We start from the raw sequence: 23,061 nt of genomic DNA on the forward strand, positions 1-23,061 counted from the left end.
CGGATCCAGCCGGGGTAATACGTATAACTTGACCCGTCATACGTACCATGGCCACAGCCCACCGGTCCACCCGCACCACCCCGACCAGGAGCCACCCGTGACCAGACCCACCAGCCGCGACGTGGCCCACGCCGCCGGGGTCTCCCAGGCCACCGTCTCCCTCGTCCTCGGCGACAAATGGCGCGGCCGCGTCTCCGAACGCACCGCGAACCTCGTCCGCGAAGCCGCCACCGACCTCGGCTACCGCCCCAACCTCGCCGCCCGCAACCTCCGCCTCGGCAGCACCCGCACCGCCCTCCTCGTCGTCCCCGCCCTCACCAACGAATTCTTCGCCCGCGTCTACACCGGCGCCGCCCGCATCGCCGCCGCACACGGCTTCGGCGTCGTCCTCTACCCCTCCCCCGACGGCACCGGCCCCGCCCGCGACCCCTTCGCCTCCGCCCGCGCCGCCCTCGACGGAGTCATCGCCTCCTCCATGGCCGCCCACACCCTCGAAGCCATCGGCGGCGACACCCTCCCCCTCGTCATGCTCGACAGCGACCCCACCGCCGGCACCGCCGCCGCCCACGTCAACCTCGCCATCGCCGACGGCATGCGCCAAGTCACCGAACACCTCCTCGGCCACGGCCACCGCCGCTTCCTCCACCTCGCCTCCGCCATCGACACCTGGACCTTCGAAGTCCGCGCCGGCGCCCTGAACACCCTCCTGGGCCCCGACACCGAGCTGCGCACCGTACGGTCCCCCCTCACCGTGCACGGCGCCCGTACCGCCATGGAAGCCGCCCTCGCCACCCCGGACGGCCGCCCCACCGCCATCGTCTGCGACGACGACATCCTCGCCGCCGGCGCCTGCAAAGCCGCCCGCCGCCTCGGCCTGCGCATCCCCGAGGACCTCTCCGTAACCGGCTTCGACGACCTCGCCCTCGCCACCGCCGTCGAACCCGAACTCACCACCGTCCACCTCCCCGCCGAACGCGTCGGCGAACAAGGCATGACCGCCCTCCTCGCCGTCCTCGAAGGCACCCCCTGGACCGCCCCCGACATCCCCGTGAACCTCGTCGTCCGCGACTCCTCAGGCCCCGCCCCGGCCCCCTCCTGAACCCGCACACGACAAAGCCCCGGCCCACCCCTACGGGCAGACCGGGGCCCACGCACCCGGGTCCTACTCGGCGTCGTCCTCCGGCACCTCGTCGTTCGACACCGCATCCGCCTGGGCAGCCGCCGGAACGTCCGCCTCCAGCAACCGCGACAGCTGACGACCCCGGATCCGCTTGAACTTCCGCTGCTGCGACCGCGTCCGGTCCAGCACCGCGACCTCCAGCCGCTCCGCCGGAATCGCCTTGTCCGCATTGTTCGCCTGGCTGGACAGCGCCTGCACCGCCAGCTTCAACGCCTCGGACAAGGTCATCCCGTCCCGGTGACGCTGATCGAGGAACGTACTGATCTGCTCCGCGTTCCCGCCGACCGCGACCGAACCGTGCTCGTCCACGATCGACCCGTCGTGCGGCAACCGGTAGATCTGGTCCCCGGCAGCCGTCGCACCGACCTCCGCCACCACCAGCTCCACCTCGTACGGCTTCTCGCCCGCCGAGGAGAAGATGGTGCCCAGCGTCTGCGCGTAGACGTTCGCCAGCCCACGCGCCGTCACATCGTCACGGTCATAGGTGTATCCACGCAGATCCGCGTACCGCACACCGCCGATCCGCAGATTCTCGTACTCGTTGTACTTACCGGCGGCCGCGAAGCCGATCCGGTCATAGATCTCACTGAACTTGTGCAGCGCGCGGGACGGGTTCTCACCGACGAACACGATGCCGTCGGCGTACTGCAGCACGACGAGGCTGCGACCGCGGGCAATACCCTTCCGGGCGTATTCCGCCCGGTCGGCCATGGCCTGCTGGGGTGACACATAGAACGGAGTCGACACCGGCTGTCCGTCCCTTTCTTCTGGGCGCCCACGGGGCGACGAATGGTCAGAGCAGGGCGGCGCGCGGGCCGTCGGGCTGCTCCATGCGCCGCTCGGTGATGGCGCGGGCGAGCTCCGAGGACTCCTCCTCGCTGAGCCTGCGGAAACCCTCGTCGGTGATGACGGTGACGATCGGGAAGATCCGGCGGTACAGGTCCGGCCCACCGGTCGCCGAGTCGTCGTCGGCGGCGTCGTACAGGGCCTGCACGACCAGGGTGGTGGCCTGCTGCTCCGTGAGGTCGTCGCGGTACAGCTTCTTCATGGAGCCCCGCGCGAAGATCGAACCGGAGCCGGTGGCGGCGAAGCCGTGCTCCTCGGAGCGGCCGCCCGTCACGTCGTAGGAGAAGATCCGGCCCTTCTCCTTGGCCTCGTCGAACCCGGCGAACAGCGGCACGACCGCCAGCCCCTGCATCGCCATCCCCAGATTGCTCCGGATCATGGTCGAGAGCCGGTTGGCCTTGCCCTCCAGGGAGAGGGTCGTCCCCTCGACCTTCTCGAAGTGCTCCAGCTCCAGCTGGAACAGCTTGACCATCTCCACGGCCAGACCGGCCGTACCGGCGATGCCCACCGCGGAGTACTCGTCGGCCGGGAACACCTTCTCGATGTCCCGCTGCGCGATCATGTTCCCCATGGTCGCTCGCCGGTCACCGGCGAGCACGACCCCGCCGGGGAAGGTGGCGGCCACGATGGTCGTCCCGTGCGGCGCCTCGATGACACCCTCGGGGAGCTTGCGGTTCCCCGGCAGCATCTCGGGCGAGTGCGCGCCCAGGAAGTCCATGAAGGACGACGACCCCGGCGTCAGGAAGGCTGCCGGTAGACGCCCTGTGCCACGATTGTTGGCTTCCACGCGTGTCCCTCCAGGTATTCGGCTGCCCGACGAAATCGGTCGGGGTCTTCCTGCAATAGGCCAAGGGCCGTGTTGCAGTTGAAGCAAAGTACGCCACGGACCCTACCCGTCGTGTGGCAATGATCCACATGCACGGCTGGAGCCCGCAGACAGATACAGCAGACACCGCCCTGGGCTGCGATCATCTGCTCTCGCTCGGCCTCGGTAATGCCGTACTTACGCTTCAGGTGCCCAGCACGATCCCTGGGCTTGCGACACGTTTTGCACCGTGTGGCAAGCCCATCAGGGGCGCTCTTCCGGCGATGCCACTCGCTGTGCGGCTTGACCTCTCCGCAGGTCCGGCAGATCTTGTGTCCCTCGGGCACTTCGACCTTCTCGCGGCCGACCTTGCCTTCAGCCGCCCGACGGGCTCGGTACCGCTCTGCGCAGTACTCCGCAACGCATGTGCGACATCGCGTCTGGAGCCCGTCCGGACGGTTCCGATCCGCCGCGAACGAGTCAGGCGCGAGCACTGCCAGACAGCCTCGACACTGCTTCCCATTCGGCAAATCGGACATTTAGCTCATTCGCCACCTTTCTGGACAAATGAGCGCACGAAGTCCTCGGCATTTTCCTCGAGTACATCGTCAATCTCGTCAAGTACGGAGTCGACGTCGTCGGAGAGCTTTTCCTGTCGTTCCTTGAGGTCGGACTCAGCCTCTACGGTCTGCTCCTCGACCTCCTCGGTCGAGCGCGTCGCCTTCTGCTGTCCGCCGCCGGTGTCCTTGGTCGCCATGTCTACCTCACCCCGCTCGGTTCGCACGCTCACGTCGAGAGACCCCGGGATTCGGGATCTCTCTCAAGATCAGACCCTACGTCGGACCCTACAAGGAGGGTCCGACATTCGTCCCCGCACTTTCATAACGTGCGGGCCTTCTCATGATTCCCGCCCCGGGGGCCTTTCAGCCGCGTTCACCGCCCCGAAAGCACCCGTACCAGGTCCTCCGCCGTCCGGCAGCGGTCCAGGAGCTCCTTCACGTGCGCCCGCGTCCCCCGCAGCGGCTCCAGCGTCGGGACCCGCTGGAGGGAGTCGTGGCCCGGGAGGTCGAAGATCACCGAGTCCCAGGACGCCGCCGCCACGTCGTCCGCGTACTGCTCCAGGCACCGCCCCCGGAAGTACGCCCGGGTGTCCTCCGGCGGCTTGCCCTGGGCCCGCTGCACGGCCGGCTCCTCCACCAGCCGCTGCATCTTGCCGCGGGCCACCAGGCGGTTGTACAGGCCCTTCTCGGGCCGTACGTCCGCGTACTGGAGGTCCACCAGGTGGATCCGCGCCGCGTCCCAGCCCAGCCCGTCCCGCCTGCGGTAGCCCTCCAGGATCTCCCGCTTCGCGATCCAGTCCAGCTCCCCCGACAGGCTCATCGGGTCGCTCTCCAGCCGCCCCAGCACGTCCTCCCACCGAGCGAGGACGTCCTTGGTCTGGTCGTCCGCGTCGGCCCCGAACCGCTCCTCCACGTACTTCCTGGCCAGCTCGAAGTACTCCATCTGGAGTTGTACGGCGGTCAGCGTGCGGCCGCTGCGCAGGGTGATCAGGTGGTGCAGGTCGGGGTCGTGGGAGACCTGGTGCAAGGTGCGCACCGGCTGGTCCACGGCCAGGTCCACGTTGATGAAGCCGTCTTCGATCATGGACAGGACGAGCGCGGTCGTGCCGAGCTTGAGGTAGGTCGAGATCTCGGACAGGTTCGCGTCGCCGATGATCACGTGCAGCCGGCGGTACTTCTCGGCGTCCGAGTGCGGCTCGTCCCGGGTGTTGATGATGGGCCGCTTCAGGGTGGTCTCCAGGCCGACCTCGACCTCGAAGTAGTCCGCGCGCTGACTGATCTGGAAGCCGTCCTCGCGCCCGTCCTGCCCGATGCCCACGCGTCCCGCGCCGGTGACGACCTGCCGCGAGACGAAGAAGGGGGTCAGGTGGCGCACGATGTCCGAGAAGGGGGTCTCCCGCTTCATCAGGTAGTTCTCGTGCGTGCCGTAGGAGGCGCCCTTGTTGTCGGTGTTGTTCTTGTAGAGGTGGATCGGCTGGGCCCCGGGCAGCTGGGCCGCCCGGACGGCCGCCTCGGCCATGATCCGCTCGCCGGCCTTGTCCCACAGGACGGCGTCCAGCGGATTGGTGATCTCCGGGGAGCTGTACTCGGGGTGCGCGTGGTCGACGTAGAGCCGCGCGCCATTGGTGAGGATCACGTTGGCGAGGCCGATGTCCTCGTCGGTGAGCTGGCTGTTGTCGGCGGCCTCGCGGGCGAGGTCGAAGCCGCGGGCGTCCCGCAGCGGATTCTCCTCCTCGAAGTCCCAGCGGGCGCGGCGCGCCCGGTGCATCGCCGCCGCGTAGGCGTTGACGATCTGGGACGAGGTGAGCATGGCATTGGCGTTCGGGTGCCCCGGGACGGAGATCCCGTACTCCGTCTCGATCCCCATTACTCGCCGTACGGTCATGCGGCCCTCCTTGCCCGGCGGCGCTCCCGTTCGGGAGCGGCGCTCAAGTACCGCTGGTGCTCCGGTGCGTGTGCCTGTGCGGTGTCCGTCCCCGCACTGCGCGACCGGCGGTACGGAAGAGCCTAGAACCACTCCGCGCTGGTGGGGAGATCATTTCAGTCATTGACTTTTCCCGTCCACGGCTGAACTGCGGTCGGTAAAGCAGTCGGCTGCGGATGCCCCGTGAGGGCACCCGCAGCCGCCCCGCTTTGTCAGAGGTACTGACCGGTGTTTGCCACCGTGTCGATGGAGCGTCCGGTGTCCGCGCCTTGCTTTCCGGTGACGAGGGTGCGGATGAATACAATCCGCTCGCCCTTCTTTCCGGAGATTCGGGCCCAGTCGTCGGGGTTGGTGGTGTTCGGCAGGTCCTCGTTCTCCTTGAACTCGTCCACGCAGGCCTGGAGGAGGTGGGAGACCCGGAGGCCCTTCTGGTTGTGCTCGAGGAAGGCCTTGATCGCCATCTTCTTCGCACGGTCGACGATGTTCTGGATCATCGCGCCCGAGTTGAAGTCCTTGAAGTAGAGGACTTCCTTGTCGCCGTTGGCGTACGTGACCTCGAGGAAGCGGTTTTCCTCGGTTTCGGCGTACATCTGCTCGACGACGGTCTGGATCATGCTGTGGACGGCGACCTCGGGAGAGCCCGAGTGCTCGGTGAGGTCGTCGGCGTGCAGCGGCAGCGAGGCCTTGAGGTACTTCGCGAAGATGTCCCTCGCGGCTTCGGCGTCGGGGCGCTCGATCTTGATCTTCACGTCGAGCCGGCCGGGGCGCAGGATGGCCGGGTCGATCATGTCCTCGCGGTTGGAGGCGCCGATGACGATGACGTTCTCCAGGCCTTCCACGCCGTCGATCTCGGCGAGCAGCTGGGGGACGATGGTGTTCTCCACGTCCGAGCTGACTCCGGATCCGCGGGTGCGGAAGAGGGATTCCATCTCATCGAAGAAGACGATGACGGGGGTGCCCTCGCTCGCCTTCTCGCGGGCACGCTGGAAGACGAGGCGGATGTGCCGCTCGGTCTCGCCGACGTACTTGTTGAGGAGCTCGGGTCCCTTGATGTTCAGGAAGTACGACTTCCCCGCGGCCTGTCCGGTCACCTCGGCGACCTTCTTGGCAAGCGAGTTGGCCACGGCCTTGGCGATGAGCGTCTTGCCGCATCCGGGCGGGCCGTAGAGCAGGATGCCCTTCGGCGGCCGCAGTTCGTGTTCCTTGAACAGGTCCGGGTAGAGGTAGGGGAGCTCGACGGCGTCGCGGATCAACTCGATCTGGTCGCCCAGGCCGCCGATCTTGCTGTAGTCGATGTCGGGGACTTCTTCGAGGACGAGGTCCTCGACCTCGCTCTTGGGGACGATCTCGTAGACGTAGCCGGAGCGGGGTTCGAGCAGGAGGGAGTCGCCGGCTCGGATAGGGACGTCCAGGAGCGGCTCGGCGAGCCTCACCACCCTCTCCTCGTCGGTGTGTCCGATGACCAGGGCGCGCTCGCCGTCCTCGAGGATCTCCTTGAAGGTGACGATGTCCCCGGCCCGCTCGAACTTCATGGCCTCGACCACGTTGAGCGCTTCGTTGAGCATGACTTCCTGGCCGCGCCGGAGCTCTTCCGGGTCGACGCTGGGGCTGACGTTCACGCGGAGCTTTCGGCCGCCGGTGAAGATGTCGACGGTGCCGTCTTCGTTCGCCTGAAGGAAGACACCGAAACCGGCCGGCGGCTGTGCGAGCCGGTCGACTTCTTCCTTGAGGGCCACGATCTGGTCGCGGGCCTCACGGAGGGTATTCGCCAGTCGTTCGTTCTGTGCGGAGACGCCGGCCAGGTTTGTCTGCAACTCGACGATCCGCTCTTCGAGAATCCTCGTGTGTCGCGGAGAGTCGGCGAGCTTACGTCGCAGGACGGCGATTTCCTGCTCGAGATAGGCAACCTGTCCGGCGGGGTCCTCGGACCCTCGCCCGGGCCGGATGCCGCGGTTGATGTCGTCGTCGTGGGCTGCCACGGTCCTCACCTCCTCCAAGGGGAGCTGGACGCTTCCTGACCCTACCTGGGCTGGTGGTGATTGAAACCCCTAGATCACAAAGACGGTAGAGGTGTGTCCGATCTTCACCCTTGCGTACTCCCTCACGCCAAGGAAATACCCACCCTTCAACATCGGAAAGCAGCCGGTTGTAAGGTCGAACTGTTCAACACCCGTCAGGGCTCGCGCGACTTGCCGCGAGTTGTGGCCGGGAAGGATCACTCAGCGCAGGGAACGGCAGGAGATATGACCGTGCAGCAGGAGGCCCTCGCGGGCGGCACCGGCGGGGCCGGGGAGCCGCTCGAGGTCTGGATCGACCAGGACCTCTGCACCGGGGACGGCATCTGCGTGCAGTACGCCCCGGAGGTGTTCGAGCTGGACATCGACGGTCTGGCGTATGTGAAGAGCCCGGAGGACGAGCTTCTGGTGGAGGCGGGGGCGACCACTCCGGTTCCCTTGACGCTGCTCCGGGACGTGGTCGATTCGGCGAAGGAATGCCCGGGGGACTGTATCCACGTAAGGCGCGTTTCGGACAGGGTCGAGGTGTACGGTCCCGACGCCGAGTAATGGCCTCGTGACGCTTCAAACCCGCCTGGCGGCCGAGTCCGTCAGCTCCTGGCGGAATTTCCCGTCGCTCCAGCGCCACTTGGCGAGCTGCTTGATGTCGGGGCTGTAGCGCGGGACCTCGGGTGAGGAGTAGCCGAGGAGACGGGCGGTGACGATCCCGTCGCGCACGGTGAGGTCGGTGGCGGTCTGGCGTCGCGCGGTGTCGAGCAGGGTGGCCACGACGCGGGGGCGGGCGGCGCCGTTCGGACCGGCGGTGTCCTGGGTGATGACGTAGATCGCGTGGGGCGGGGTCCCGGAGCCGGCGTCGCAGCGGACGGCGGCGACGGTCTCGGGGCTGCCGTCGCCGTCGAGGTCGCCTTGGGCGGTGTCCGTGACGGCCTGCGGGGCGCCCTTGCAGTCGAGGGGGTAGGTGAGCGCCCGGGCGTCGGGGGCGGCTGCCCGCGGACCGTTCGCGGCCGAGGCGGAGGCGGCGCCGGCGGAGGGCTGGACGAGGCCCGCGGCGGCTACGACGGCGGCCATGGCCGAGGCCGTGGCGAACCAGTGGACGGGCTTGGTGTGGCTGTGCGCCAGGTCTTCCAGGGGCGGGGCCGGCTGGGCGGGACGGTGCGGCACGCGGGGTGTCTCCTGTGCGAAGGGTGACGGGGCGCCAGCATCGTGCCATACCTCACACTCAGGTGGAATGGCTGGGTCCGGGTGTGGTGGCCGCGTGTGGTGGGCCGGTGTGGTGGCCGGTGTGGTGGCCGGTGTCCGGGACAACGAAGAGGCGCTGTGGCGCAGTTCCCGTGTTGCTCGGGGAACTGCGCCACAGCGCCTTCGTGTTGGGCTTCCGGGGCGGCTCAGGCGGAGCGGTCGCTGCCGGGGCCGTCGTAGTCCTCGCCGTAGGCGCCCTTGGAGGGGCGGCGGCGGCGCAGCGGGGGCTCGACGCCGTCCGCGAGGCGGCGGGCGGTGACGAGGAAGCCGGTGTGGCCGATCATCCGGTGGTCGGGTCGGACGGCGAGGCCTTCGACGTGCCAGTTGCGGATCATCGATTCCCAGGGCTGCGGTTCGGCGTAGCAGCCGAACTCGCGGATGGATTCGACGGTCCGGGCGAGCTGGGTGGTGGTGGCCACGTAGCAGCAGAGGATGCCACCGGGGACCAGGGCCTTGGAGACGGCCTCCAGGCATTCCCAGGGGGCGAGCATGTCGAGGATGACGCGGTCGACGTCCGAGTCGGACAGGTTGTCCTGGAGGTCGCCGACGGTGAGCTGCCACGCGGGGTGCGGGCCGCCGAAGTAGCGCTCGACGTTGGCCGTGGCGATCTCGGCGAAGTCCGGTCGGCGCTCGTAGCTGTGGAGCATGCCCTGGTCGCCGATGGCGCGCAGCAGGAAGCTGCTCAGGGAGCCGGAGCCCACGCCTGCCTCGACGACGCGGGCGCCGGGGAAGATGTCGGCGAAGGCCAGGATCTGGCCCGCGTCCTTGGGGTAGACCACGGCGGCACCGCGGGGCATGGAAAGGACATAGTCGGGGAGCAGGGGACGCAGCGCGAGGTAGGCGACGTTGCCCGTGGTACGGACAACACTGCCCTCGGGGGCACCGATCAGCTCGTCGTGGGGGAAGGAACCCTTGTGGGTGTGGAAATTCTTCCCGGCTTCGAGCGTGAACGTGTAGTGGCGGCCCTTGGGGTCGGTGAGCTGAACCTGGTCCCCGACCTCGAAGGGCCCGCGTCGGCGGGCGGCACCGGTCGGTTCGGACATGTGACCAGTGTATTGGCTTCAGGGCTGGGGCCGCGCCATGGCCTTCACGAAGGCCTTTTCGACGTCGAGGGTGGAGAGGACGCCGTAGATCTCGCCGCCGGGTTCGATGACGAGGTATTCGGAGGCGGGGGTGGCGCGGAGGTGTTCGAGGAGTTCTTCGCCGGTGAGGTCCGCTGAAACCTTCATGCCGTCGTTGATGTCCTGGGCGAGGGTGCTGACGGCGACCCAGGGGCGGCGGTGTGCGGGTACGGAGGCGATGGCGGTTTCGCGGACGATGGCGGTGGGGTCGCCGTGGCCGTCGACGACGACGAGGGCGCGGGCGCCGGCTTCGTTGGCGCGGCGCAGGGCTTCGGAGAGGGGGGTGGTGTTCTCGACGGGGATGGCCCGGCGGGTGAGGGCGCGGGCCTGGAGTTCGGGGAGGTGTTCGCGCAGGCGGGCCATGCGGAGGCTGTTGCCGGCGCCGGTCCAGATGATGGCGGCGAGGATCGCGGCGAGCAGGGCGTCCATGACGGTGTTCATGCCGTCGATTTCCTCGGTGCGGTTGCCGAGGATGCCGGTGTGGGTCAGGAGGGGCAGGCCGAGGAGGACTGCGAGGGCGAGGCCGCGGCCGACCCAGGCGGCGGCGATGGTGCCGGTCATGGGTTTGCCGGTGATGCCCCAGATGACGGCGCGGAGCATGCGGCCGCCGTCGAGGGGGAGGCCGGGGAGCAGGTTGAAGGCGGCGACGAGGAGGTTGGAGATCATCAGGCCGGCGAGGAGGACGCCGGGGACGGTGGCCGGGTCCACGGCTTCGAGGCCGAGGTAGAAGGCGCCGGCGAGGAGGAGGGAGAGCAGGGGGCCGACGAAGGCGAGGACGAATTCGCGGCCGGGGGTCTCGGATTCCTTCTCGATCTCGGAGACTCCGCCGAAGAACTGGAGCTGGATGCGGCGCACGGGGAGTTTGAAGCGGAGGGCGGCGATGGTGTGCGCGAGTTCGTGGACGAGGACGGAGGCGTAGAAGGCGACGGCGAAGAAGAGGGAGACGAGGTAGCGGACCGGACCGAGGTCGGGCAGGATGCGGTCGAGCTGGTCGCCGAAGACCCAGGTGATGAGGGCGGCGACGAGGAACCAGCTGGGCGAGACGTAGACGGGCACGCCGAAGGGGCGGCCCATGAGGAGTCCGCCGCCGGGGTCGGGGCGCCGGCTCGGGCGCTCGCCGGTCTGGTCGGTGTCTGCCACGGCTGTCCTTCGGTCGGTGCTGTCCGGCGGGTCGGTTCCGTCGGTGGTTCCCATTGTGGTTCCCCCGCGGTTCCGGTGCGGAACGGGGTCGCGTTGTCGCTGGGTGTGATGCACCGATCATGCAGTGCGAGGGGGGTCGGCGTCGATGGTATGCGCGTGCTGTCGGTGATGGGTCGTACTGTTTCGGGTATGACGACGTCCCCCGGTTCCGCTCCTGGCACTGCCGATGCTGATGCCGATGCCGTGCCGAGCGCTGCTGCCCGGCCCGCTTCGCTGTCTCCTTCGCGGGCGAGTGATTTCATGCGGTGCCCGCTGCTGTACCGGTTCCGGGTGATCGACAAGCTGCCGGAGAAGCCGAGTGCGGCGGCGACGCGGGGGACGCTGGTGCACGCGGTGCTGGAGCGGCTCTTCGATCATCCGGCGGAGGAGCGGACGGCGCCGCGGGCGAAGGCGTTGATTCCGGGGCAGTGGGACCGGTTGCTGGAGGCGAAGCCGGAGCTGACGGAGTTGTTTCCGGTGGGTGATGAGGGGGCGGGGCTGGCGCGGTGGCTGACGGAGGCCGAGGCGCTGGTGGACCGCTGGTTCACGTTGGAGGACCCGACGCGGCTGGAGCCGGTGGAGCGGGAGTTCTTCGTGGAGACGGAGCTGGATTCGGGGTTGCGGCTGCGCGGGATCATCGACCGGGTGGATGTGGCGCCGACGGGCGAGGTGCGGATCGTCGACTACAAGACGGGGAAGGCGCCGCGGCCGGAGTACGCCGAGGGTGCGCTGTTCCAGATGAAGTTCTACGCGCTGGTGGTGTGGCGGCTGAAGCGGGTCGTGCCGCGGCGGTTGCAGCTGGTGTATCTGGGCAGCGGGGACGTGGTGACGTACGACCCGGTGGTCGCGGATCTGGAGCGGGTGGAGCGCAAGCTGCTGGCGTTGTGGGAGGCGATCCGGGAGGCGACGGAGACGGGTGAGTGGCGGCCGCGGCCGACGAAGCTGTGCGGCTGGTGTGATCATCAGGCGGTGTGTCCGGAGTTCGGCGGGACTCCCCCGGCCTATCCCCTGACGATCATCCCTCGTGCGGAGGCGGTGGCGGGGGCGGAGGCGGAGCCGGAGGCGGCGCCGGTGGAGCACCCCGCACCGGTGGCGGAGCCGGTCGTACGCCCGGCGGATTCCTGATCGCCGGGTCAGGGCAGAATGGGCGGCGTCCCCGAAGCCGTCCGATGAATACGAGGTAGACCCCGTGGCGATCCGCGTCCTTCTGGTCGACGACCAGCCGCTGCTGCGCACCGGTTTCCGGATGATTCTGGAGGCCGAACAGGACTTGGCGGTGGTCGGTGAGGCCGGGGACGGTCTGCAGGCGCTGGACCAGGTGCGGGCGTTGCAGCCCGATGTGGTGCTGATGGACATCCGGATGCCGCGCATGGACGGGGTGGAGGCGACCCGGCAGATCACCGGTCCGGGCCGGGACGGGCCCGCGAAGGTGCTGGTCCTGACGACTTTCGATCTGGACGAGTACGTGGTGGAGGCGCTGCGGGCGGGGGCGAGCGGGTTCCTGCTGAAGGACGCGCCGGCCAATGAGCTGGTGCAGGCGATCCGGGTGGTCGCGGCGGGTGAGGCGATGCTGGCGCCGAGCATCACGCGGCGGCTGCTGGACAAGTACGCGGGGCATCTGCCGTCGGGTGAGGACAGCGTTCCGAACGTGCTGGGGACGCTGACGGAGCGCGAGGTCGAGGTGTTGAAGCTGGTGGCGCGGGGTCTGTCGAATGCGGAGATCGCGGCGGATCTGTTCGTGAGTGAGACCACGGTGAAGACGCACGTGGGGCATGTTCTGACGAAGCTGGGCCTGCGCGATCGCGTGCAGGCGGCCGTGTACGCGTACGAGAGCGGTCTGGTGCGGCCGGGGGCGGCTCAGTAGTCCCGGGGCGGGTGTGTGGGCCCGGGACTACTGAGCCGGGCCGGGGGAACGGCGACGGGCCGGCAACCGCGGCACGCGGTTGCCGGCCCGTTCGTGGTGCGGGGCGGGTCAGCCCTTCGAGATCTCCCAGAAGCGGAAGACGGTCGAGGCGTCCAGGGACCACTGGAGGCCGGTCACGTTCTGGCGGGCGACGGCGTACTGCTTGCCCTGCCAGAGCGGGAGGAGCGGGATCTCCTCGGCGACGATGTCCTGGAGGCGGCCGTAGTCCATGGTGGCCGCGGTGCGGTCGGACTTGGCGGAGGTCGAGGGGATGATCGTCCCGGTGATCTCCTTGTTCTCGTAGTTGTTGCCGAGGACGTTGCCCGGGCCGAAGAACGGCTGGGTGAAGTTGTCGGCGTCCGGGTAGTCGGGCACCCAGCCCTTCACGTAGACGCCGTACTTGCCGGCCTCGATGTCCTTCTCGTACTGGTCGAAGGGGATGGACTTGACCTCGGCCTCGAAGAGCCCGCTGTCGTTGAGCATCTTGGCTATGGCCTGGAACTCCTGGTCCGTGGCCGGGCCGTAGCGGGTGGGCGTCGAGTACAGGGTCAGCTTGACCTTGTCCTTGATGTTGGCCGCGCGCAGGACGGCCTTGGCCTTCTCGGGCTGCGGGGTGCCGCCGTAGCGGTCGAAGAAGGCGGTGTTGTGCGAGCCGATGCCGGCCGGGACGATCGAGTACAGCGAGGTCGCGGTGCCCTGGTAGACGCCCTGGACGAGCGCTTCGCGGTCGACGAGGTAGGCGATGGCCTTGCGGACGGGGAGCTTTCCGGCGACCGGGTCGTTCATGTTGAAGACGAGGTGCTGGACCTCGGCTCCGGTGCCCTGGACGACTTCGACCTTCTGCTCTCCGGTCTTGTTGGAGAGGTCGGCGATGTCCTTGGCGGCGAGGCCCCGGTAGGCGAAGTCGACGTCGCCGCTTTCCAGGACCTTCTTGAGGGCGGCCTGGTCGTCGGTGAAGAACTTCATGGTCACGCCGTTGTTCTTCGGCTTGGCCTTGCCCGTGTAGGAGTCGTTGACCGAGAAGTTGGCGCTCTTGTCGTTGATCGAGTCGAGCTTGTAGACGCCGGAGCCGGTGGCCTTGCCGTCGGTGCGGAGCTTGTCGGCCGGGTATTCGGTGTGGTCGACGATGGCGCCGGCGCCCGAGGCGATCTTGCTGGGGAAGGTCGCGTCGGACGTCTTGAGGTGGAAGACGACGGTCTTCTCGTCGGGGGCGTCGATGCTCGCGATCGACGAGAGCATCACGGCCGGGCCGTTCTCGTCGTTGATCTTCAGCGTGCGTTCGAAGGAGTGCTTGACGTCCTTCGAGGTGAGGCTGTTGCCGTTGCTGAACTTCAGGTTGGGGCGCAGGACGCACTTGTAGAGCTTGCTGTCGCCGCCCTCGAAGGTGCAGGCCTGGGCGGCGTCGGGCTCCGGCGTCGTGCCGCCCTTGGGGAAGCTGAGCAGGGACTGGAAGACGTTGTTGAAGAGCAGCCACGAGCCCGGGTCGTAGCCCGACGCGGGGTCGGTTGCCTTGACCTTGTCGGATATGCCCATGACCACGCCCTTGCCGCCGTCCGCGGCCGTGCCTTCTTGCGAACCGCAACCGCTGAGCAGCGCGGCGGCGGTGGCTGCGCCGAGCGGGGCCGCCAACCACTGGTTACGTCTCATCACGCGAACGTCCTTCACAGTCGAGCTGTTTCGTTGCGCCGGCCCGCGACATCCGCTGCCGGTTGTTGCCGGTCTCAGCCGCTGACACCGCGGCCGAGTTCCCACAGTTGGAGGTCGGAGATGGCGTTGACCGACCACTCCACTCCGGTGATCCCGTCGCGCGCGGCGACGTACTGCTTGCCCTGCCACAGGGGCAGGACGGGTACGTCCTCGGCGACGATGTCCTGCATCTCCGCGATCGCGGGTGCGGCGACGTTGCGGTCGACGGCGCGCCGGGATTCGGGGATGAGTTTGGTGCGCACCGCGGTGTTGGCGTACGGCGTGCCCAGGAAGTTGTCCTGCTCCAGGAACGGGGCGAGGAAGTTGTCGGCGTCCGGGTAGTCGGGGAACCAGCCGAGCCCGTAGGCGGCGTAGTCGCCCTTCTTCTGGGCGGGCCGGAAGTCGGCCCATTCCTTGCCCTGGACGGTGATGTCGAAGAGCTGAGTGGAGTTCAGCTGGGTTTTGAGGGCTTCGAATTCGGCGGCCGTGCCGTCGCCGTAGTGGTCGGCGGTGTAGGTCAGGGTGAGTTTGACCGGGGTCTTGATGCCGGCGTCCTTCAGCAGGGTGGCGGCTTTGGCGGTGTTGGCCTCGCCGTACTTGTTGAAGAAGGAGTTGACGTGGCCGTTCACGGTGGTGGGGACCAGCGAGTACAGCGGCTGCGCGGACTTGCCGTAGACCTTGGCGATGAGGGCGTTGCGGTCGACGGCGGCGGCGAGTGCCTGGCGTACGGCCTTGTCCTTGACGACGGGTGCTTCGGTGTTGAAGCCGAGGTAGCGGATCTCCAGGCCGGGCAGGGGGACCAGCTTGACGCCCTTGGGGGGCTTGGCGGAGAGCTCGGTGATCTGGGCGGGCGACAGGGTGCGGGAGACCATGTGGACGGATCCGGCGGTGAGTGCCTTGCCCATGGCCGCGGAGTCGGTGAAGGTGCGCAGTTCGACTTTGTCGTTCTGAGGCTTGATGTCGCCCTTGTAGTTCGGGTTCTTGCTGAAGACGGCGCGGACGAGCCGGTTTTCCTTGACTTCGGCCTTCATGGTGTAGGGGCCGGAGCCGTCTACGGTGAAGCCTTCGCGGAGCTTCTTGGCGTCGTAGTTCTTCTCGCTGACGATGCCCGCGGCGGGGGTGGAGAGTTTGTACGGGAAGGTCGCGTCGGGGGTCTTGAGGTGGAAGACGACGGTGTCGGCGCTCTTGACTTCGACGGTGTCGAGGGTGGAGAGCAGCGAGGAGGGGCCGTTCTCGTCCTTGATCGCGAGGACGCGGTCGATGGAGAACTTGACGTCCTTGGCGGTGAGGGGCTCTCCGCCGGCGAATTTCAGTCCGGGGCGCAGGGTGCAGCGGTAGCTCTCGTTGCCGGTGTCGGTGAAGCGGCAGTCGGAGGCCGCTTCGGGGACGGGCTGGCCGCCGCCGCGCGGGGTGTGCATCAGCGTCTGGACGGTCTGGCGCAGTACGTTCCAGGCTCCGGCGTCGTAGGCGTAGGCCGGGTCGAACGGGGCGGGGGCGTAGTCGGCGGCCTCGAACCGGTCGGTGGTCCCGACGACGATCGCTCCGGAGCCCGCTCCTCCGCCGGTCGCGGTGCCGCAGGCGGCCAGCGTGGGGGTGAGCAGTCCGGCCGCGGCCGTCAGCACCATGGTCTTGCGGTTCATGCTGGAAGTACTCCCTATACCGGCACTTGCTCAAAGCGGTGTGAAGGGCACTTCGCGGCGGTCGCCCGTTCAGGGCGGAACGATCGGGCCGGTGGTGTGACGATCGGTCCACGCGGTCTCGGCACAGGGGTGTGTGCCGGGACGGCAGAGGTGCGGCGCAGTGCCCGGGATCGACCCTAGTGGCCTGGGGCGGGATGGCTGGAACTGGCCCGAGTTGGGGCGTAATCGCACGGTGATGGGTGCGGACTGCCTGTTCATGCGGGGGTCGCCGCAGATGGGGTCAGGAGCTGATCAATCCGGACACAAGGGAAGCCCCCGACAGGGCCTGACAGGTCCGTCGGGGGCTTGACGCGTGACCAAGGTCACTTGCGGCAACTGCCCCGGAAGGGGTGGAATTTCAGCCTCCGGGGTGTTGCGCGGAAGATTCTTCCACTGTGCCGCATTCTTACGCACGTTTCGTTCGGTACGCAGCGTGCGCGATTAGTTCAGCGGAGTGATGAGGGAGCGCAGGAACGTCAGGTCCACGTCCTCCAGCGAGCTGACGATCGTGCGGCCCGGCGCGGGCGCGATCATGCCGACCGAGGGGACGGCCACGACCCGGCAGCCGGCGGCCTCGGCGGAGGCGACCCCGGTGGCGGTGTCCTCGATGACGGCGCAGCGCGAGGGGTGGGCGCCGAGGGTGCGGGCGGCGAGGAGGTAGGGGTCGGGGTGGGGCTTGGTGCGGGACACCTCGTCGCCGGCGACGCTCAGGGCGAACCGCTCGGGGCCGAGGGAGCGCAGCACGCGGTCGATGACGCGGCGGTGGGAGGCGGAGACGAGGGCGGTGGGCACGTTGTGCCGGGCCAGCTCGGTCAGCAGCCGCTCGGCGCCGGGCATGAGCGGCACCTGGTCGGCGATGCGCGCCTCGAAGCGCTCGTTGAGCAGGACGCTGAGCTCCGAGAGGGTGATGGCGGCGCCGGTGGACTGGATGAGGAAGGCGGCGCTGCGGGTCATGGGGCCGCCGACGACGATGTCCCGCCAGGAGTCGTCGAGGCGGTGGCCGAGTTCGCCGAAGATGTCCACCTCGATCTCCCACCAGAAGCCCTCGGTGTCGACGAGGGTGCCGTCCATGTCGAGCAGCACCGCCTGCAGGGCGTGTCCGTCGGCCGTACGGACAACGGGGGCGGAAACGGTGCTGGTCATCCGGCACAACCTCTCTCAGGGGACGAGAAGGCCGGCCGCCTCTTCCCCATGGGGCATCCCCCGGGGAGCAGGCGACCGGCCTGTGTGGGACCGACTAGTGTACGTCGGTTCGCGTCAGCGTGCGTTGAAATACTTCGCTTCGGGGTGGTGGATGACGATCGCGTCGGTGGACTGCTCGGGGTGGAGCTGGAACTCCTCCGACAGGTGGACGCCGATCCGCTCCGGCTGGAGGAGGTCGGCGATCTTGGCGCGGTCCTCCAGGTCGGGGCAGGCGCCGTAACCGAGGGAGAAGCGGGCACCGCGGTACTTGAGGTCGAACATGTCCTCGACCTTGGCGGGGTCCTCGCCGCCGAATCCGAGCTCGGCGCGGACCCGGGCGTGCCAGTACTCGGCCATGGCCTCGGCGAGCTGGACGGAGAGGCCGTGCAGCTCCAGGTACTCGCGGTAGGAGTCGGACTCGAACAGTTTGGCCGTGGCCTCGCCGATCTTCGAGCCGACGGTGACGACCTGGAGGCCGACGACGTCGGTCTCGCCGGACTCCTCCGGGCGGAAGAAGTCCGCGAGGCACAGGCGGCGACCGCGGCGCTGGCGCGGGAAGGTGAAGCGGGTCCGCTCGGTCCCGGAGTCGTCGAGGATGATCAGGTCCTCGCCCTTGGACACGCAGGGGAAGTAGCCGTACACGACGGCCGCCTCCAGCAGGTTCTCGGTGTGCAGCTTGTCGAGCAGGCCGCGCAGCCGCGGCCGGCCCTCGCTCTCGACGAGCTCCTCGTACGTCGCCCCGCCCGCGCGGGCCTGCTTGAGGCCCCACTGGCCCTTGAAGAGGGCGCCCTCGTCGAGCCAGGAGGCGTAGTCCTTGAGGGGGATGCCCTTGATGACGCGGGTGCCCCAGAACGGCGGGGTGGGGACGGGGTTGTCGACGGAGACGTCGGAGCGGCCGCCCGGCTCCTGCGGCTCATCGGCCTGGAGGAGCGGGTCCGCGGCGCCGGCCGCTGATGTGGCCGGCTTCCTGGCGACGCGGCGCTGCTTGAGCTCGGGGAGCTTGGCGCCGGGGACGCCGCGCTTGACGGCGATGAGGGCGTCCATCAGGCGCAGGCCCTCGAACGCGTCGCGGGCGTAGCGGACTTCGCCCTCGTAGATCTCGTGGAGGTCCTGTTCCACGTAGGCGCGGGTGAGGGCGGCGCCGCCGAGGATCACCGGGTAGTCGGCGGCCAGCTTGCGCTGGTTGAGCTCCTCCAGGTTCTCCTTCATGATCACGGTGGACTTGACCAGCAGGCCGGACATGCCGATGACGTCGGCCTTGTGTTCCTGGGCCGCTTCGAGGATCGCGGAGACGGGCTGCTTGATGCCGATGTTGACGACGTTGTAGCCGTTGTTCGTCAGGATGATGTCGACGAGGTTCTTGCCGATGTCGTGGACGTCGCCGCGGACGGTGGCCAGGACGATCGTGCCCTTACCCTCGTCGTCGGTCTTCTCCATGTGGGGTTCGAGGTAGGCGACGGCCGTCTTCATGACCTCGGCGGACTGGAGGACGAAGGGGAGCTGCATCTGGCCGGAGCCGAACAGCTCGCCGACGACCTTCATGCCCTCCAGGAGGGTGTCGTTGACGATGTCGAGGGCGGGGCGGGTCTGGAGGGCCTCGTCGAGGTCGGTCTCCAGGCCGTTCTTCTCGCCGTCGATGATGCGGCGCTGGAGGCGCTCGTCCAGGGGCAGCGCGAGGAGTTCCTCGGCCCTGCCCGCCTTGAGGGACTTGGTGTTGACGCCCTCGAAGAGGGCCATCAGCTTCTGGAGGGGGTCGTAGTCGCCCTCGCGCCGGTCGTAGATCAGGTCGAGGGCGGTGTTGACCTGTTCCTCGTCGAAGCGGGCGATCGGCAGGATCTTCGAGGCGTGCACGATGGCCGAGTCCAGGCCCGCCTTGACGCACTCGTCGAGGAAGACCGAGTTCAGCAGCACGCGCGCGGCCGGGTTGAGGCCGAAGGAGATGTTCGACAGGCCCAGCGTCGTCTGGACGTCGGGGTGGCGCCGCTTGAGCTCGCGGATCGCCTCGATCGTGGCGATGCCGTCCTTGCGGGACTCCTCCTGGCCGGTGCAGATCGTGAAGGTGAGGGTGTCGATGAGGATGTCCGACTCGTGGATCCCCCAGTTGCCCGTCAGATCGTCGATGAGGCGTTCGGCGATGGCGACCTTGTGTTCGACGGTGCGGGCCTGGCCCTCCTCGTCGATCGTGAGGGCGATCAGCGCCGCGCCGTGCTCCTGGGCCAGTCGGGTGACCTTCGCGAAGCGGGATTCCGGACCGTCGCCGTCCTCGTAGTTCACCGAGTTGATGACGGCGCGGCCGCCGAGCTTCTCCAGACCGGCCCGGATGACGGGAACCTCGGTGGAGTCCAGCACGATCGGCAGCGTCGACGCGGTGGCGAAGCGGCCGGCCAGTTCCTCCATGTCGGCGACGCCGTCGCGGCCCACGTAGTCCACGCAGAGGTCGAGCATGTGCGCGCCCTCGCGGATCTGGTCGCGCGCCATCTCCACGCAGTCGTCCCAGCGGGCCTCCAGCATGGCCTCACGGAACTTCTTCGAGCCGTTGGCGTTGGTGCGCTCGCCGATGGCCATGTACGAGGTGTCCTGGCGAAACGGGACGGTCTGGTAGAGGGAGGAGGCGCCGGGCTCCGGGCGCGGCTCGCGCGCGGCCGGTGCCTGTGCGCGCACCCGCTCGACGACCTGGCGCAGGTGCTCGGGGGTGGTACCGCAGCAGCCGCCGACCAGGGACAGACCGTACTCGCGGACGAAGGTCTCCTGGGCGTCGGCGAGCTCGGTCGCGGACAGCGGGTAGTGCGCGCCGTTCTTGCCGAGGACGGGGAGGCCGGCGTTCGGCATGCAGGAGAGCGGGATGCGGGAGTTGCGCGCGAGGTAGCGCAGGTGCTCGCTCATCTCGGCGGGGCCGGTGGCGCAGTTCAGGCCGATCATGTCGATGCCCAGCGGCTCCAGCGAGGTGAGGGCCGCGCCGATCTCGGAGCCCAGCAGCATCGTGCCGGTGGTCTCGACGGTGACGGAGCAGATCAGCGGCACGGAGATGCCGAGGGCCTCCATGGCGCGCCGGGCGCCGATGATGGAGGACTTGGTCTGGAGGAGGTCCTGCGTGGTCTCGACGAGCAGCGCGTCCGCGCCGCCGGAGATCAGGCCCTCGGCGTTGACCTGGTAGGCGTCGCGGATGGTCGCGTAGTCGATGTGGCCGAGGGTGGGCAGCTTCGTGCCGGGGCCCATGGAGCCGAGTACCCAGCGCTGCTGTCCGGTGGAGGCGGTGAACTCGTCGGCGACCTCGCGGGCGATGCGGGCGCCGGATTCGGACAGCTCGAAGTTCCGCTCGGCGATGTCGTACTCGGCGAGCGCGGCGAAGTTCGCGCCGAACGTGTTGGTCTCGACACAGTCCACGCCGACCGAGAAGTACTCCTCGTGGACGGAGCGCACGATGTCGGGGCGGGTGACGTTGAGGACCTCGTTGCAGCCTTCGAGGTTCTGGAAGTCTTCGAGGGTGGGGTCCTGCGCTTGGAGCATCGTTCCCATGGCTCCGTCGGCGACGACCACACGGGTCGCGAGCGCCTCGCGGAGGGCATCGGCCCGGTTCTGCGGGTCGGTGGGCAGGTTCGGCAACGAGGCCATGGCTGAGCTCCCTGGAATGCGACGGCTGTCGGCTTTACACCCCCATCTGTAGTCAAGGGTGCACGCGGTCAGGGTAACCGCGCGGCGCGAACCCCGGTGGAGGTGTCCCACGTGGCGGACGGCATTCTGGGCGTGGGGCCTGAACGGGGTGTCCGAAACCAGTCGTCCGGAGACCTGCCACATCGTGCGCGAGGTCGGCATCGACCGATACTGTTCAGCATTGTCGAACTACGTCAGCAGGAGGCTGCGCGATGGCACGGAACATCCAGTCGCTCGAACGAGCCGCTGCGATGCTGCGGCTCCTGGCGGGCGGCGAGCGCCGGCTGGGACTCTCGGATGTGGCGGGCGCCCTGGGCCTCGCCAAGGGCACCGCGCACGGGATCCTGCGCACCCTTCAGGCCGAGGGCTTCGTGGAGCAGGACCCCGCCTCCGGCCGCTACCAGCTCGGCGCGGAGCTGCTGCGCCTGGGCAACAGCTATCTGGACGTCCACGAGCTGCGCGCCCGCGCCCTGGTGTGGACGGACGACCTGGCCCGGGCGAGCGGCGAGAGCGTGTACGTGGGGGTGCTCCACAAGAGCGGGGTGCTGATCATGCACCACGTGTTCCGGCCCGACGACAGCCGCCAGGTGCTGGAGGTGGGGGCCATGCAGCCGCTGCACTCCACGGCCCTGGGCAAGGTGCTGTCGGCGTACGACCCGGTGGCGCACACGGAGGCCATGGAGGTGGAGCGCGAGGCGTTCACGCCCCGGACGGTCACGGACGCGGCGGGCTTCGAGGAAGTGCTGGACCTGGCCCGGGCCCGCGGCTGGGCGGCCGACGTCGAGGAGACGTGGGACGGCATCGCCTCGGTGGCGGCGCCCATCCTGGACCGGCGCCGGATGCCCGTCGGCGCGGTGGCCGTGGCGGGGGCCGTGGAGCGGGTCTGCGGGGAGTCCGGTGAGCCCCGGGCGGCCCTGGTGGCCTCGGTGCGCGACTGCGCCAGGGCGGTTTCGCGCGACCTTGGCGCGGGCCGGTTCTGACCTTGCTTTGACCGCACCCATGGCACGAGCGTGCGCCATTGGGTGTATTTCGCCATTTCCTGACCATTGAATGGCCGGTTTTGGGCGATCGTACCTAGTGGTAACGATCCGGCATTTGACCTGGCCGACTCTTGACGCGTTCTTCACCCGGGCGGAAAACTGCCGTTCACCGGTCGGCATTGCCGAACACCTAACGGCAATACGCGCTAGGGTGTGGCGAGGCCAAGGACTGGTGCAGCACTCACCGAGTGCGCGGAACCACCGGAGGGACCCGGTTTCCGCCCACCCCTGGACGTATGACGTAAGGAGTCGCGGGTGTCCAGCTCCGACATCTTCATCGGCGAGACCATTGGTACCGCCGTCCTCATCCTGCTCGGCGCCGGCGTGGTCGCCGCCGTCGTACTCAAGCGCTCGAAGGCGCAGAACGCCGGCTGGCTGGCGATCACCTTCGGGTGGGGCTTCGCGGTCATGACCGCCGTCTACATGACCGGCACCCTGTCCGGCGCCCACCTCAACCCCGCCGTCACGGTCGGTATCGCGATCAAGGACGGCGACTGGAGCAACGTTCCGGTCTACTTCGCCGGCCAGCTGCTCGGCGCCATGATCGGTGCCACGCTGGCCTGGGTGGCGTACTACGGCCAGTTCCAGGCCCACCTCACCGATCCGGAGATCGTCGCCGCCAAGTCCGAGCACGCGGGCCTGGTCGACCAGAAGACGGAGCCGAACGCCGGCCCGGTGCTCGGCGTCTTCTCCACCGGCCCCGAGATCCGGAACGTGTGGCAGAACCTCGCCACCGAGATCATCGGCACCGTGGTGCTCGTGCTCGCGGTACTCGCCTTCGGCCTCAACGACTCCGGCAAGGGCCTCGGCACCCTCGGCGGTCTCATCGTCGCCCTGACCGTCGTCAGCATCGGCCTCTCGCTCGGCGGCCCGACCGGTTACGCCATCAACCCGGCGCGCGACCTGGGTCCGCGCATCGTCCACGCACTGCTGCCGCTGCCGAACAAGGGCGGCTCCGACTGGGGATACGCCTGGATCCCCGTCGTCGGCCCGCTGATCGGCGGAGCCCTCGCCGCGGGTATCTACAACCTCGCGTTCGTCTAAGACGTCT

Annotated in this window: 19 protein-coding genes; 6 read left to right on the top strand and 13 right to left on the bottom strand. The window is 68.6% G+C overall.

The features are described 5' to 3' along the window. Nucleotides 1–97 precede the first annotated feature (97 nt). Nucleotides 98–1,099 carry a LacI family DNA-binding transcriptional regulator gene (locus MTF65_RS20220; RefSeq protein WP_243630215.1) on the top strand — a complete coding sequence of 334 codons (1,002 nt, stop codon included), beginning with the start codon at nucleotides 98–100 and terminating at the stop codon, nucleotides 1,097–1,099. A gap of 63 nt (nucleotides 1,100–1,162) precedes the next feature. Here MTF65_RS20220 and prcA read toward each other — a convergent pair whose 3' ends face one another. From prcA to arc, 6 genes are all read right to left on the bottom strand, one after another. Beyond that, nucleotides 1,163–1,927, bottom strand: a complete 765-nt coding sequence (gene prcA / locus MTF65_RS20225) for a proteasome subunit alpha (RefSeq protein ID WP_243630216.1) — start codon at nucleotides 1,925–1,927, stop codon at nucleotides 1,163–1,165. Between the two features lie 46 nt (nucleotides 1,928–1,973). Beyond that, a complete protein-coding gene (prcB, locus tag MTF65_RS20230; protein WP_243630217.1) occupies nucleotides 1,974–2,813 on the bottom strand; it encodes a proteasome subunit beta in 840 nt (279 codons plus the stop codon). After that, nucleotides 2,765–3,370, bottom strand: a complete 606-nt coding sequence (locus MTF65_RS20235) for an endonuclease VII domain-containing protein (protein ID WP_243630219.1) — start codon at nucleotides 3,368–3,370, stop codon at nucleotides 2,765–2,767. Before MTF65_RS20235 ends, prcB begins: the two co-directional genes overlap by 49 nt. A gap of 5 nt (nucleotides 3,371–3,375) precedes the next feature. After that, nucleotides 3,376–3,588: a ubiquitin-like protein Pup gene (locus MTF65_RS20240; protein WP_243630220.1), complete on the bottom strand. Its 213-nt coding sequence runs from the start codon at nucleotides 3,586–3,588 to the stop codon at nucleotides 3,376–3,378. Nucleotides 3,589–3,764: 176 nt separating this feature from the next. After that, the gene (dop, locus tag MTF65_RS20245; RefSeq protein WP_243630222.1) at nucleotides 3,765–5,276 is read right to left on the bottom strand and encodes a depupylase/deamidase Dop; all 1,512 of its coding nucleotides are present in this window, start codon (nucleotides 5,274–5,276) and stop codon (nucleotides 3,765–3,767) included. 251 nt (nucleotides 5,277–5,527) lie between these two features. Beyond that, entirely contained in the window at nucleotides 5,528–7,294 is a 1,767-nt protein-coding gene (arc, locus tag MTF65_RS20250) for a proteasome ATPase (RefSeq protein ID WP_243630224.1), read from the bottom strand. Nucleotides 7,295–7,558: 264 nt separating this feature from the next. On the opposite strand from arc, the gene MTF65_RS20255 reads away from it, so the two are divergent. Next, nucleotides 7,559–7,879 carry a ferredoxin gene (locus tag MTF65_RS20255; RefSeq protein ID WP_243630226.1) on the top strand — a complete coding sequence of 107 codons (321 nt, stop codon included), beginning with the start codon at nucleotides 7,559–7,561 and terminating at the stop codon, nucleotides 7,877–7,879. A 15-nt stretch (nucleotides 7,880–7,894) separates the two neighbouring features. Here MTF65_RS20255 and MTF65_RS20260 read toward each other — a convergent pair whose 3' ends face one another. The 3 genes from MTF65_RS20260 to MTF65_RS20270 form a co-directional block, all read right to left on the bottom strand. Continuing rightward, nucleotides 7,895–8,398: a hypothetical protein gene (locus MTF65_RS20260; protein WP_243630429.1), complete on the bottom strand. Its 504-nt coding sequence runs from the start codon at nucleotides 8,396–8,398 to the stop codon at nucleotides 7,895–7,897. A gap of 317 nt (nucleotides 8,399–8,715) precedes the next feature. After that, complete coding sequence (locus MTF65_RS20265; RefSeq protein ID WP_243630227.1) at nucleotides 8,716–9,612, bottom strand: tRNA (adenine-N1)-methyltransferase; 897 nt, start codon at nucleotides 9,610–9,612, stop codon at nucleotides 8,716–8,718. An 18-nt stretch (nucleotides 9,613–9,630) separates the two neighbouring features. After that, nucleotides 9,631–10,764: a site-2 protease family protein gene (locus MTF65_RS20270; RefSeq protein WP_243630430.1), complete on the bottom strand. Its 1,134-nt coding sequence runs from the start codon at nucleotides 10,762–10,764 to the stop codon at nucleotides 9,631–9,633. Nucleotides 10,765–11,019: 255 nt separating this feature from the next. Here MTF65_RS20270 and MTF65_RS20275 point away from each other — a divergent pair, with 255 nt between their 5' ends. Beyond that, nucleotides 11,020–11,994: a RecB family exonuclease gene (locus tag MTF65_RS20275; protein WP_374207263.1), complete on the top strand. Its 975-nt coding sequence runs from the start codon at nucleotides 11,020–11,022 to the stop codon at nucleotides 11,992–11,994. Nucleotides 11,995–12,058: 64 nt separating this feature from the next. Next, nucleotides 12,059–12,733, top strand: a complete 675-nt coding sequence (locus MTF65_RS20280) for a response regulator transcription factor (RefSeq protein WP_243630233.1) — start codon at nucleotides 12,059–12,061, stop codon at nucleotides 12,731–12,733. Nucleotides 12,734–12,841: 108 nt separating this feature from the next. On the opposite strand, the gene MTF65_RS20285 is transcribed toward MTF65_RS20280, so the two are convergent. The 4 genes from MTF65_RS20285 to metH form a co-directional block, all read right to left on the bottom strand. After that, on the bottom strand, nucleotides 12,842–14,419 hold the full coding sequence (locus tag MTF65_RS20285; RefSeq protein WP_243630234.1) for an ABC transporter substrate-binding protein: 1,578 nt from the start codon (nucleotides 14,417–14,419) through the stop codon (nucleotides 12,842–12,844). A gap of 74 nt (nucleotides 14,420–14,493) precedes the next feature. After that, entirely contained in the window at nucleotides 14,494–16,098 is a 1,605-nt protein-coding gene (locus MTF65_RS20290; protein ID WP_243630235.1) for an ABC transporter substrate-binding protein, read from the bottom strand. A gap of 480 nt (nucleotides 16,099–16,578) precedes the next feature. Further along, nucleotides 16,579–17,280: an HAD family phosphatase gene (locus MTF65_RS20295; RefSeq protein ID WP_243630236.1), complete on the bottom strand. Its 702-nt coding sequence runs from the start codon at nucleotides 17,278–17,280 to the stop codon at nucleotides 16,579–16,581. A gap of 114 nt (nucleotides 17,281–17,394) precedes the next feature. Further along, nucleotides 17,395–20,931, bottom strand: a complete 3,537-nt coding sequence (gene metH, locus MTF65_RS20300; protein ID WP_243630239.1) for a methionine synthase — start codon at nucleotides 20,929–20,931, stop codon at nucleotides 17,395–17,397. Nucleotides 20,932–21,182: 251 nt separating this feature from the next. On the opposite strand from metH, the gene MTF65_RS20305 reads away from it, so the two are divergent. Next, a complete protein-coding gene (locus tag MTF65_RS20305; RefSeq protein ID WP_243630240.1) occupies nucleotides 21,183–21,950 on the top strand; it encodes an IclR family transcriptional regulator in 768 nt (255 codons plus the stop codon). Nucleotides 21,951–22,265: 315 nt separating this feature from the next. After that, nucleotides 22,266–23,054 carry an MIP/aquaporin family protein gene (locus tag MTF65_RS20310; RefSeq protein WP_243630242.1) on the top strand — a complete coding sequence of 263 codons (789 nt, stop codon included), beginning with the start codon at nucleotides 22,266–22,268 and terminating at the stop codon, nucleotides 23,052–23,054. Nucleotides 23,055–23,061: the final 7 nt, after the last annotated feature.

Origin of the sequence: Streptomyces sp. APSN-46.1, from assembly GCF_022815725.1 — a bacterium.
In the GTDB taxonomy this organism is placed as follows: domain Bacteria; phylum Actinomycetota; class Actinomycetes; order Streptomycetales; family Streptomycetaceae; genus Streptomyces.